At 61.9% G+C, this 11675-nt stretch carries 14 protein-coding genes; 8 read left to right on the forward strand and 6 right to left on the reverse strand.

What is annotated here, in order from left to right; translation table 11 throughout:
• Nucleotides 1-3: 3 nt before the first annotated feature.
• From BVH03_RS26830 to BVH03_RS26840, 3 genes are read left to right on the forward strand one after another with little or no spacing between them, the layout of a single operon-like run.
• On the forward strand, nucleotides 4-627 hold the full coding sequence (locus BVH03_RS26830) for a hypothetical protein (RefSeq protein WP_256574682.1): 624 nt from the start codon (nucleotides 4-6) through the stop codon (nucleotides 625-627).
• The gene (locus BVH03_RS26835; RefSeq protein WP_256574683.1) at nucleotides 609-1145 is read left to right on the forward strand and encodes a PAS domain-containing protein; all 537 of its coding nucleotides are present in this window, start codon (nucleotides 609-611) and stop codon (nucleotides 1143-1145) included. Before BVH03_RS26830 ends, BVH03_RS26835 begins: the two co-directional genes overlap by 19 nt.
• Nucleotides 1146-1148: 3 nt before the next feature.
• Nucleotides 1149-2234 (forward strand): ATP-binding protein, encoded by a 1086-nt coding sequence (locus tag BVH03_RS26840; protein ID WP_256574685.1) that lies wholly within the window; start codon nucleotides 1149-1151, stop codon nucleotides 2232-2234.
• Nucleotides 2235-2484: 250 nt separating this feature from the next.
• Here BVH03_RS26840 and BVH03_RS26845 read toward each other — a convergent pair whose 3' ends face one another.
• Nucleotides 2485-2703: a hypothetical protein gene (locus tag BVH03_RS26845; protein ID WP_371915351.1), complete on the reverse strand. Its 219-nt coding sequence runs from the start codon at nucleotides 2701-2703 to the stop codon at nucleotides 2485-2487.
• 193 nt (nucleotides 2704-2896) lie between these two features.
• Between BVH03_RS26845 and BVH03_RS11390 the strand changes: the two genes are divergently transcribed.
• Nucleotides 2897-3466 (forward strand): TetR/AcrR family transcriptional regulator, encoded by a 570-nt coding sequence (locus BVH03_RS11390; protein ID WP_075961262.1) that lies wholly within the window; start codon nucleotides 2897-2899, stop codon nucleotides 3464-3466.
• 61 nt (nucleotides 3467-3527) lie between these two features.
• Nucleotides 3528-4004, forward strand: coding sequence for a nuclear transport factor 2 family protein (locus tag BVH03_RS11395; protein ID WP_075961263.1), 477 nt, complete (start codon nucleotides 3528-3530; stop codon nucleotides 4002-4004).
• 121 nt (nucleotides 4005-4125) lie between these two features.
• Here BVH03_RS11395 and BVH03_RS11400 read toward each other — a convergent pair whose 3' ends face one another.
• On the reverse strand, nucleotides 4126-4830 hold the full coding sequence (locus tag BVH03_RS11400; protein WP_075961264.1) for an SDR family oxidoreductase: 705 nt from the start codon (nucleotides 4828-4830) through the stop codon (nucleotides 4126-4128).
• Between the two features lie 88 nt (nucleotides 4831-4918).
• Nucleotides 4919-5824 (reverse strand): LysR substrate-binding domain-containing protein, encoded by a 906-nt coding sequence (locus tag BVH03_RS11405; RefSeq protein ID WP_075961265.1) that lies wholly within the window; start codon nucleotides 5822-5824, stop codon nucleotides 4919-4921.
• A gap of 159 nt (nucleotides 5825-5983) precedes the next feature.
• On the opposite strand from BVH03_RS11405, the gene BVH03_RS11410 reads away from it, so the two are divergent.
• On the forward strand, nucleotides 5984-6256 hold the full coding sequence (locus BVH03_RS11410) for an EamA family transporter (RefSeq protein WP_075961266.1): 273 nt from the start codon (nucleotides 5984-5986) through the stop codon (nucleotides 6254-6256).
• Nucleotides 6257-6313: 57 nt separating this feature from the next.
• Here the strand turns inward: BVH03_RS11410 and BVH03_RS11415 are convergent, their stop codons facing one another.
• The 3 genes from BVH03_RS11415 to BVH03_RS11425 all read right to left on the reverse strand — a co-directional run bounded on the left by BVH03_RS11415 (nucleotide 6314) and on the right by BVH03_RS11425 (nucleotide 10495).
• On the reverse strand, nucleotides 6314-7303 hold the full coding sequence (locus tag BVH03_RS11415) for an aldo/keto reductase (protein WP_075961267.1): 990 nt from the start codon (nucleotides 7301-7303) through the stop codon (nucleotides 6314-6316).
• Nucleotides 7304-7398: 95 nt separating this feature from the next.
• On the reverse strand, nucleotides 7399-8295 hold the full coding sequence (locus BVH03_RS11420; protein WP_075961268.1) for a LysR substrate-binding domain-containing protein: 897 nt from the start codon (nucleotides 8293-8295) through the stop codon (nucleotides 7399-7401).
• 79 nt (nucleotides 8296-8374) lie between these two features.
• Nucleotides 8375-10495: an HD domain-containing phosphohydrolase gene (locus tag BVH03_RS11425; protein ID WP_075961269.1), complete on the reverse strand. Its 2121-nt coding sequence runs from the start codon at nucleotides 10493-10495 to the stop codon at nucleotides 8375-8377.
• Nucleotides 10496-10711: 216 nt separating this feature from the next.
• Between BVH03_RS11425 and BVH03_RS11430 the strand changes: the two genes are divergently transcribed.
• Nucleotides 10712-11065: a FecR domain-containing protein gene (locus BVH03_RS11430; protein ID WP_256574686.1), complete on the forward strand. Its 354-nt coding sequence runs from the start codon at nucleotides 10712-10714 to the stop codon at nucleotides 11063-11065.
• Nucleotides 11066-11077: 12 nt separating this feature from the next.
• On the forward strand, nucleotides 11078-11674 hold the full coding sequence (locus tag BVH03_RS11435) for an OmpA family protein (RefSeq protein WP_075961271.1): 597 nt from the start codon (nucleotides 11078-11080) through the stop codon (nucleotides 11672-11674).
• Nucleotide 11675: the final 1 nt, after the last annotated feature.

Raw genomic sequence — 11675 nt, forward strand, 5'->3', positions numbered from 1 at the left:
TTCGTGCGCAGCCTGGTCATGGTGCCCATAGGCCGGCCGGTGCCGAGTGCGGCGCTCGGCGCCTACTGGTCCGATGTTCGCGATCATCATCCCGATACGATCGAGCGCCTGGAAAGCCTGGCGCGTCTGGCGACCATCGCCATCGAGAACGCGCGACTGACCCAGGCGCGCAACCGCGAGGTGGCCATCGGCAATGCGCAGAAACGTATTCTCGAACTGGCGGTAGAGGAAGCGCCGCTGAACGTCACCCTGGATGCCATCGTGCGCGAAGTGGACGGGCTATCGGTGTCTGGTTTCATGGGCAGCATCCTGCTTCTCGATGAAGCTTGGAAGCGCCTGGAGCATTGTGCAGGGCCAGGCCTGCCTTGCGCCTACAAAGGCGCCGTCAACGGCATCGCCGTTGCCCCGAGCGCGGTCACGGCGGTGGCCGACATCAGCAACGACCCGAGCTGGCCGAACTGCGGAACATGGCCGTGGAACAGGGGCTGCAAACCTGCTGTTCGGTCCCTATCCGTTCGGCGCAGGCCGCTGTGCTCGGCGCGTTCGTGTTGTATCACCGCGAACGCCGCGAGCCACTGCCGGCCGACATCGAAATCATCGATTTCGCGGTGCATACCATCGGGTTGATCGTGCACCGCACCCGCGCGGATTCGGCGATTCGTATCAGCGAGGCGCGGGCGCGCCTGGCGGTCGATCACGCCGATGTGGGGTTCTGGGACGTGGATTTCGTTCACAACACCCTGGTCTGGCCGTCGCAGACCAAGGCGATGTTCGGCATCTCGGCGCATGTGCACGTCACCCTGCAGGATTTCTATGATGGCCTGCACCCCGAGGATCGCGAGGCGACGATCAGTGCCTTCGTGGCCGCCGCCGACCCCGAGCGCCGTGCGCTCTATGAGGTCGACTATCGCACCATCGGCCGCGAGGACGGCGTCGTCCGCTGGATCGCGGCCAAGGGCCGAGGTGTGTTCGATGCTGCCGGCAAATGCTTGCGCGTGACCGGCACGGCCATCGAGATCACCGCCCGCAAGGCTGCCGAAGAGGAGTTGCGCGAGCTCAACGAAACCCTCGAGCGGCGCATCGCCGCGGCCATCGCCGAGCGTGAGGAAGTGCAGAAGGCGCTGCGCCAGAGCCAGAAGATGTAAGCCATGGGGCAGCTCACCGGTGGCGTCGCCCATGATTTCAACAACCTGCTCACTCCCATCGTCGGCACCCTCGACATGCTCCAGCGCCGCGGTGTGGGTGGCGAGCGCGAGCAGCGGCTGATTTCCGGTGCCATGCAATCGGCCGAGCGTGCCAAGACGTTGGTGCAGCGGCTGCTGGCCTTCGCGCGCCGGCAACCGCTGCAGACGGAGCCGGTCGATCTGGCCAAGCTGGTGGGCGACATGGGCGACCTGCTGGCCAGCACCACCGGCCCGCAGATCAGGGTGGTCGTCGATGCGCCGGAGCATCTGCCCGCTGCCATCGCTGACCAGAATCAGCTCGAAATGGCGCTGCTCAACCTCTCGGTGAACGCCCGGGATGCCATGCTCGAGGGCGGGACGATCCGGATCTCGGTCAGCCTGGAGGTAGTCGATGAGAGCCACCGTTGCAAACTTCCGGCTGACCATTATTTGTGTCTGTGCGTCGCCGATACCGGTACCGGCATGGACGCGGCGACGCTGGCCCGCGCGGTGGAACCGTTCTTCTCCACCAAGGGCGTGGGCAAGGGCACGGGGCTCGGTCTTTCCATGGTGCACGGGCTGGCATCGCAGTTGAACGGCGCGCTGACCATCCAGAGTTCGCCAGGCCTGGGCACCAGCGTCGAGCTGTGGTTGCCGCGCAGCGCCGCCGAGCCCACGGCGGCGCTGCGCATCGTCGAGGCCTCGGAGCCGCGCCTGAGCCGCGGCACCGCATTGCTGGTCGACGATGAGGAGCTGGTACGCGCCAGCACGGCGTACATGCTGGCCGAACTGGGCTATCGGGTGATCGAGGCCGCTTCCGGTGAGGAGGCCATGCAACTGGTGGCCAACCGCGAACCCTTCGACCTGCTGGTTACCGACCACCTGATGCCGGGCATCAACGGTACCGACCTGGCTCGAGTGGTGCGCACCTCCCGGCCTGGAATCGGCATTCTGCTGGTATCCGGCTATGCCGAGCGTGATGGTCTGGACCCGGAACTGCCGCGGCTCACCAAGCCGTTTCGCAAGAGCGAGCTCGCGGCCAGCCTGGCTCAGCTGCGCGGCGAATCCTAGAACGAGGCACGCGAAGCCGTGGCGCCTTAGAATCTGTTCATGATCGTGAGGCCCGGGTTCGCCGATTTTGGCCGCTAAGTGGCGGTATCGGTCGGTGAGCAGAACACTTTTGTAGGAGCGGCTTTAGCCGCGAGCTCTTTGTCTGCCTTGATAAAAAGCTCGGGGCTAAAGCCCCTCCTACGCGTTACGCGAACGGTCGCTTCTGCCCTGTAGTTGCCGCTTCAGGCGCATGAAGATCGTGAACAGGTGCTTAGGCCAACGACCGTAGCGCAAGGTCGAGCCAGGTGATGAGTCGTGCCTGCCAGGCTGGGTTGTCCCGTTCTTCCGGCCGCGTCACGGCGGGTATCGTCAGGCGGATGACCTGCCTGGCGAAGAGGGCCCCGGTGAGGACCACGCCGAACGGTCTCGGCGTCTGCATGGCCGGCACCAGGCCGGTGTCGGAATCGGTTTCCACCGCAATGATCGCCATCGCAACGAGCCGGCCCGGAGTCGCTGCTGCGTGAAAACGGCCGTCGGCTTTTCAGTGGCCACTGATTGTCGGCAGAGCATTCAAGCAAGCGCGCCGCCTCTTTCCCATGGCGAGTCCCCTGCGTTTTTCGCGATCCGAAAAGGGTTTTCAACGACTGCTTGACGAGGGAGAACGATCGTTCTACTTTGGGTCCATGAACAAGACGACGACCGATACCCGCGAGAAGATTCTGGATACCGCCGAACAGCTCATCTACCAGAACGGCATTCATGCCACCGGCATGGACCTTCTGGTGAGAACGTCAGGCGTCGCCCGGAAAAGCATTTATCGCTATTTCGTGACCAAGGACGAAGTGGCCGCAGCCGCGCTGAAAGCGCGCGATATCCGCTGGATGTACTGGTTCAGGACCGAGTGCGACAAGGCGGCTACGCCTCAGGCTCGCATCCTGAGCATGTTCAGCGTGCTCAAGGGCTGGTTCGAATCCGAGGGCTTCTGCGGGTGTGCGTTCATCAACACGGCGGGGGAGGTGGGTAACCCCAATGATCCCATCCGTCAGCTCGCCAAACTGCATAAACAGAAGTTGCTGGCTTATACGCTCGAGTTGACCGAGCAACTGGATATCGAGCAGCCGCAGGCATTGGCCAGGCAGTTGCTGGTATTGATCGAAGGCGCAATCACCATGGCACGTGTGATGGGTGATTACAGCGCCGCCGACAGCGCAAGGGACGTTGCGCAGCTGTTGTTAAAACAGGCCTCGCCCTGAGGGCCTGAGCTTCAAAGACGCTACCCCGACCGATCTATCCACGTTGCCTGGAGGCACTCCCATGTCCGATGCCCAAACTCGCCCGCCACTTCCTCCTTTCACCCGCGAAACCGCGATCGAGAAAGTTCGACTCGCCGAAGATGGCTGGAACAGCCGCGATGCGGAGAAGGTCTCGCTCGCCTACACGCTGGACACCAAATGGCGTAACCGCGCGGAGTTCGTGACCAACCGCGAAGAGGCCAAGGGCTTTCTCACCCGCAAATGGAAGAAAGAGCTGGATTATCGCCTGATCAAGGAACTCTGGGCCTTCACCGACAACCGCATCGCCGTGCGCTACGCCTACGAATGGCACGATGACTCGGGTAACTGGTTCCGCTCCTACGGCAACGAAAACTGGGAGTTCGAAGCCAATGGCCTGATGCACCGCCGCTTTGCCTGCATCAACGACATGCCCATCAAGGAAAGCGAGCGCAAGTTCCATTGGCCATTGGGTCGCCGCCCGGATGATCACCCAGGCCTGACCGAGCTGGGCTTGTAAGCGTCGGCTTGTCGGCTGCCAAGAGCCTCCAACGGTAGCGCTGGTTGGAGGCTCTTTCAAAACCATGGAGCGGCTATTCGCTCCAGCGTGATGCGTTGCCGGGGCAGGCAGCCTGCCAGGCTCAGACGCTGCGCGTGACCCCGCCATCGACCCTGATGTTCTGGCCCGTGATGTAAGCCGCGCCGGTGCTCGCCAGAAACGCGACGGTGGCCGCTACCTCATCGCTGGTGCCATAACGTTGCAGCGGCACGCCCTGGCGCCGCCCTTCGGTGGCTGGAAGGCTGTCGATCCAGCCGGGCAACACGTTGTTGATGCGAATGTTGTCCTTGGCATAGGTGTCGGCGAGTACCTTGCTGAACGAGGCGAGGCCTGCGCGGAACACTGCCGACGTCGGGAACAGGTCGCTGGGCTCGAACGTCCACGCGGAGGAAATGTTGATGATCACCCCGTCCTGCTGCTGCTGCATGATCGGCGTGACCAGGCGCGCCGGGCGCACGGCATTCAGAAAGTAGGTTTCCATGCCTTGCTGCCAGTCTTCATCGGTGAGCTCCAGGATGGACTTGCGCGGGCCGTGGCCTGCACTGTTCACCAGCACGTCGATGCGGCCCCATTTGCCAATCACGGCATCGACCAGGCGCTGAAGATCCTCGACCGACTGGTTGCTCCCCGTCACACCGATACCACCCAACTCGTTGGCCAGGGCTTCGCCTTTACCGGACGACGAAAGAATACCGACCTTGAAACCGTCCGCCGCCAGACGCTTCGCGACGGCGGCGCCCATGCCACTGCCAGCGGCAGTGATGATCGCAACTTTTTCTTCAGGCATGCTGCCTCCCAGAGGGTGAAACTGCGCTAATGCAGATGACTCCACACTAGCAGCCGCAGGTCCTGTGAGGGAGGTAGCCGGGCTTCGCCTAGCCAGTAGATTTGCTATTGATCGCCTGGCGCTTGAGCCATTCTTTGACAACCCCCAAATGCGCTGCCTGCGATGCCTTGCGCGGCCATACCAGATAGAACGCTTTGTCGAGGCACAGCCGCTGCGCGAACACCTGCACCAGCCTGCCAGCGGCGATGTCATCCTTCACGAATGCATAGGTGGCGAGGGTTATACCTTGTCCGCCTATGGCGGCCTCGATCGCCAGTGAGGTCTGGTTGAAGTGCAGGTTCCTGGCTGACGGCAACGGGTGGTCGTGAAAAACCATGGCCGTGAACTCTGGCCAGAAGTTATGCGCATCATGCAGTGCGACAAAGCCCTGCAAGGCTTCGAAGGAGTTTGGGTGGCCCTTGTCCTTGAGCAGCCTTGGGCTTGCCACCGCCACGATGTGCTGCTCCATCAGCAGCTCGGCATTCAACCCCGCAGCAAATGGCGGTTGGCCGTAACGCACGGCGATATCGACGCCATCGGTCTGGAAGTGAGAGATGCGCTCGGTGGCCAATAACCGCAGATCGATTTGCGGACTGCTCTGTGCGAAGTCGCCAAGCCTCGGTATCAGCCATTTGGAGGCGAACGTGGGGGTAACGCTGACCGTGAGTTGCGACGACTCCGGGCGCAACCGGCGGGTCGCCTCATCGATTATCGTCAACGCCCTGCGCACGCTCTCGCTGTAGCTCCTGCCGGCATCGGTCAGCCCCAGGCCGCGTGGCAACCGCTCGAACAAACGAATCTCCAGGCTCGCCTCCAGCCCGCGGATCTGTTGCGCGACTGCAGCTTGGGTCACACCCAGCTCTTCGGCGGCGATACGGAAGTTAAGGTGACGCGCCACCACTTCGAATACGCGCAATGCGTTGAGCGATGGCAAGCCGGGAAAGCCTGTCTGCATGGTGATGAATTTTCTATTGGCTTGGAAAAACTTCTCTGGTTCTCTGCAGAGCGCCTGGTCTTGTCAGGTTTTGCAGCCTGTAGCGCCGAGGCTACGCCTGCTGCCAGGCCATGGGAAGCCGCCGCGAGTAGTAAATCCATCTCCCGAATCGGAACTGCCATGAACAAGTCTGCCATCGCCGTGTGCGCTTTCCTGGGCGTGATCTGGGGCAGCAATTTCATTTTCGTCAAAATGGCTGCGGCGTTCATCTCGCCGTTGCAGATCACGTTGCTGCGTGCGCTGTTCGGACTCACCCCGGTGCTGACCTACGCGGTCATCACCGGTGCGATGCGCCGTGAGTACTGGAAACGCCCAGCATTTTCTGGCCATGTGATTGCTGGCCACCGCGCTCTACTACTTCGCTTTCGCCAAGGGCGCCGCCGTGCTCGATGACACCCGCGCCTGGGTAGCTTTGATCTCCGGGCTCGGCTTGCCGGGAACCGGAGCGGCCTATCGGAAGTTCTCATCTATCTTGCGAAGCACGGCGTTTTCAAGCTTCGGTAAAACATCAAGCGCTCCCAGGTTTTCCTGCAACTGCGCAACGCTCGAGGCGCCAATCAAAACCGACGTTACAGCTTCATTTTTGATCGCCCAGGCCAATGCCAACTGAGCGCGTGTTGCACCCAGTTCGTCGGCTATCGTCTTGATCCGTTTAGCGGCCTCGATTCGCTCGTCGCGCTTGTTCTCGAAAACAAAATCTTCGAGCCAGGAAAAACCCTCGGTCGCCAGCCGGCTGTCCACCGCAATTCCCTCGTCGTAACGACCCGCCAAAACGCCGGACGCCAGTGGCGACCAAGTAGTCAGACCGAGCCCGTGCTCATGAATGAGTGGCTGGTATTCGCGCTCGACACGCTTTCGATGGAACAGGTTGTATTGCGGTTGCTCCAGTTGCGGGGGAATGAGGCAGTTTTGCTGACAAAATTCTATCAGCCTCAAAATATCCTCCGCAGGCCACTCCGATGTGCCCCAGTGCAACACCTTGCCTTGCTGAATGAGTGTGTTCATGGTCCAGGCAATTTCCGCAGTGGACATACCGGGCTCCGGTCGGTGGCACAGATAGAAATCCAGATAGTCGACGCCAAAGCGTTGCAGTGCCTGGTTACACGCTTCGGTAATGTGCTTGCGGCTCAGGCCCTGCTGCGTTGGCCGGGAGGGATTCGCGGTAGAGTGATTGTCAGCGGTGCCGAACAGCACCTTGCTGGAAATGCAGTAACTGTCTCGCGACCAGCCAAGCGACTCGATCCCGCGTCCGAGCATACGCTCGGCTTCACCGCCAAGGTACACCTCGGCGCTATCGAAGAAGTTGATGCCGTGATCGAAGGCGCAAGCAAGGCATTCATTGGTGCCACGTTGGTCGAGACGTGTACCGAAGGTAATCCAGCTGCCAAATGACAGAACCGAAAGCTGCAGAGATGAACTGCCTAATGAGCGATATTGCATGACCGATCTCCGGTTGGAAAAGACAGGTGCATGCTCTGATTTACAAGGCGCGCCGTGAAATATTGTTTATGTTGGCTTGTGAGACGATTGGGGTATTAGACATCGCGCCTTAGCGTCCCGATAAACAAGTCTCGCAGCGGCGAGGCGACCGAATTGTTGCTGGCAACGTTCAGTGTGACCGAGGCCAGCTCCTCTGAGCTACCGTGCTGCAATGGCCGGAATGCGACGTCGTGTAGCCCTAAGCTCTGGAATGAGGCCGGTACCAGCGCCACCCCATAGCCAGCCGCTACCAGCCCTAAAACCGTCTGGATTTGCCTGGCCTGCTGAACGATCCTTGGCGAAAAACCTGCACCTTTGCATAGCGCCAGTAACTGGTCATGAAAGCCCTGCCCCAGGGCACGAGCCGACATGACGAACGACTCGTCAGACATGTCCTCAAGCCTTACTGCAGTGCTCGCTGCCAAAGGGTGAGCTGCAGGCAAGGCAACCTGAATAGGGTCCAGCAGCAGTTGTTCGATGGTCAGCGAGGGGGTTGTCGTTCCGGGGTAACGCATCACGCCAACATCGGCCTCGCCGCTCTCAAGAAGCTCTACCTGTTCTTTGGTAGTGGCCTCGATGAAACTCAGCTCGACAGCAGGCATCTGCGTTCTGAATGCGCTCAGTGCGCGCCAGAAGCCTGGATAGTGGCTGAGGCTGATCATGGCAACCACCAAATGCCCGTCCATACCCTGGGCGACTCGCCGGGTATACGCGACGCTTTCGTCCAGCGCGCCTAGCAGTTCATGAGCCTTTCCCAGAAGGGCCATCCCTGCGCTGGTGAGCCCCACCGTTCGTTTGTCTCGAACGAACAAGGGATAGCCGATCTGCTCCTCCAACCGTCTGATCGCCTGACTGAGCGGTGGCTGCGCCATATGCAGCCGTTCTGCGGCACGGCTGAAATGCAGCTCTTCAGCAACGACAACGAACTGGCGTAACAGTCGAGTTTCGATCATTTGTCTACCCTAGGTCGCGGATCGGCACCAGCGACGTCGCCTCAGCGAGGCGCTCGCCGGATATCGCCCCTTTCAGCCTTCAATGCGTTGCGCTGACAGCGGCCAGCTGCTCAACCGGCTGGCTTGCCGGCACGAAACGCTCGATGTCGATGAAGTCGATCTGGTCGGGGTGCAGGTGGCGCTGGGCGTAGCGCATCGGCAGTTCGCTGCGCAAGAACAGGGCGAACAGGTCGGCGTCGATATGCCCTTTGTCACGCAGCGTGGCGAGGATGGCGATCGATTCCGAGAGGGTCTTGGCCTGCTTGTAGGGACGGTCGGAAGCCGTCAGCGCTTCGAAGATGTCGGCGATGGCCATGATGCGCGCCGGGATGGACAGCTGGCTCTTGTCGAGTTTGCGCGGGTAGCCGGTGCCGAGCAGGGTTTCGTGGTGGGTGCCGGCGTATTCCGGCACGCGCTTGAGGTTCGAGGGCAGCGGCAGGTTTTCCAGCATGACGATGGTCTGGATGATGTGCTCGTTGATCTTGAAGCGCTCTTCGGCGGTCAGGGTGCCCTTGCTGATGCTCAGGTTGTAGAGCTCGCCGTAGTTGTAGAGGTGCTCCGGCACGCTGACCTGAAAGCGGTACTTGGGGGCTAACTCCTTGGTCTCCGGGCGCGGGAAGATATGCTGCGGCTTGTCGGCCAGCAGCCGCTCGAGGGCCGGCAGCGGCTCTACGGGCAGTTCGGCGACGCGCGCCAGCTCGGCGGTGGAAAGCCCCAGGCGATCATCGAAATGCCTTAGCCAGGTGCGTTCGCCTGCGTTGTGCAGGGTGCCGACGTGCTCGGGGTTCATCAGTTCGCCGCCGATGTTGCAGCCGGCGATGAAGGCGAACTCGTCTTGCAGGGCCTGGGCGGTGGCGTGGTAGTGCGCGTCCGCTTGCGCCGGGTTCCGCCCGTCCTGCAACTGCTGCAGCCGCTCGATCTGCGCGTCGCGCAGGAGCACCTCGAAGCGCATGCGTACTTCGTGGATGCGGTTGTAGATGGTTTCCAGCTTGGTGGCCTTGTCGACCACGTGCTCGGGCGTGGTGATCTTGCCGCAGTCGTGCAGCCAGGCGCCGATACGAAACTCGCGCCATTCGTCTGCGGTGGTGAAGCGAAAGCCCGCCAGCGGCCCTTCGTTCACTTCACTGGCGGCCTCGGCGAGCATCATCGCCAGCTCCGGTACGCGCTCACAGTGGGCGCCGGTGTATGGGCTCTTGGCGTCGATGGCGCCGGCGAGAATCTCGATCATGCCGTCGATGAGTGCCCGCTGCGAATCGATCAGGTTGTGGTTTTCCAACGCCACGGCGGCCTGGGAGGCGAGGGCGCCGATGAAGGCGACCACCGGCGGCGAGAAGGCGATGACCTCGTCTGTCTCGACGTCCAGGGCGTTCATGAACTGCAGCACGCCGATCACTTCGCCGCCGCGGGGCGCCAGGGGCACGGTGAGCATGGAGACGGTATGAAAGCCCGAGTCGCTGTCGAAGCGGCGGGTTCCGCTGAGGTCGAAGCGGCTTTCGGTGTACACGTCGTCGATCACCACGGTTTCGTTGTGCAGCGCCGCGTAGGTCGATACGTGCCGCTCGTTGGGCGCGCCGCTGTGCGGGTCGTGCAAGGGAATCTCGATTGTCGGCAGCTCGTCGTCCATCGAGCGCAGGGCGAAGCGCAGCGTGCCGTGCTCGGTCTTCAGGTACAGGGTGGCGGCCTGGGCGTTACAGGTGCGCTTGCCCTGCATCAGGATATGGCGCAGCAAGGCGTCGCGGTCGCGCTCGGCGGAAAGCAACAGGCCATTTTCCACCAGGCTGGCGAGCTTGAGCTGCGAAGCCTGCAGTGCCTGGGTCTGGCTTTGCAGGGCGGCCTTCATGTCGATGTGGTTGCGGTTGAGGGTCTCGATCTCGGCGAACAGCGAGGCCGGCGGCAACTCGCCGGAGAAATCCATCTGGCGGATTCTTTGCGTGTCCTGCACTAGCAGATCAAGGGTGCGATCTATGCTCTGCATACCGCCCAGTACCAGCGGCATCGTGCACAGCAGGATGCCCACGGACAGGCCCAGTACCAGCAACGGCGGGGCACCCAGCGTCAGGGCGAACAGCGGTGCCAGCTGCAGCAGCAGGAACAGGGTGACGACCAGGCTCCTGCTCCTGAAGCGGAGTCTGAATCGCTGCTTGATTTGCCCTGATGACATGCTGCAACCTGCGCTACGGTCCCATCGCGTACTTCACGTACCATCCGACCAGGCAACGGTGCTGCGGCTGGATGTGCAACGCTCAGTTCGACTCAGGGAATGAGAGAGAAGAAGGAGAGTACTGTGTTTGCACCTTTCAGGATATGGCCGCTAGCTGGCGTATTGCTAGTAAGTTCGGTTTTTGCCACCGAACCCCGTTCGTCGATCGGTTACGTGATGAAGGTTCAGGGTGAGGCTAGCGTCATCCAGGACGGTGCGACCCAGGCTGCGACGATCGGCACGCCGCTGTATGTCGGCAGCACGGTGAAGACCGGCCCGACGGGCTCCATGGGCGTGACCCTCAGGGACAACACGGTGATGTCCTTCGGCCCCAACAGCGAGCTGGCGCTCGACGAATTCATCTTCGACCCCGCCCAGGACGATCTGAAACTGAGCGCCAAGATCACCCACGGCACGCTCGACTACATCTCCGGCACCATCGCCAAGCTCAAGCCGGAGGCTGTCGAGATAAACACCCCGACTGGCACCATCGGTGTGCGTGGCACGCATTTTCTCGTCAAGGTTGATTGAGGCCGACACGGCATGTTTTCCAATCCGATGCGCACAGCTGCGCTCCTTTTCTGCGCCCTGCTCAGCACTGGCTGCGCCTCCAAATCCTATGTGGTGCTGGTGGAGAGCCCCGATGGCAGCACCGGCGCCATCGAGGTTCGCACCGGCAAGGGCCTGGCCCGCGTGGACCAGAAAGGCTATGGGGTCAATCTCGATGGCCGCAGCACCACGCCGTTCCAGGTCGAGCAGCCGCGCATCGACAAGGATTTCTCCGCCGCGCGGGCGGCGCAGCCGGCGTTGCCCAAGAGCTACCTGCTGTACTTCAGGACTGGCGGCGCCAAGCTGACTGCGAAATCCGCGGCGGAGATTCCCGAGATCTTGCAGACCGTGCGTGACCGCGGGCCATCCGCGGTTTCGGTGATCGGCCATACCGACACCGTTGGCAGCAAGCTGGATAACGAAGACCTCGGCCTGCTGCGCGCCCGGGCCATCGCCCGCCAGCTGCAGGACAACGGCCTGCAGGCGCTGGAGCTGGTGGTGACCTCCCACGGCGAGGGCAACCTGCTGGTGAAGACCCCGGACAACACGCAGGAACCTGCCAACCGGCGGGTGGAAATCACCATCCGCTGAG

It is taken from the genome of Pseudomonas sp. PA15(2017), assembly GCF_001945395.1.
Classification (GTDB): Bacteria; Pseudomonadota; Gammaproteobacteria; order Pseudomonadales; family Pseudomonadaceae; genus Aquipseudomonas.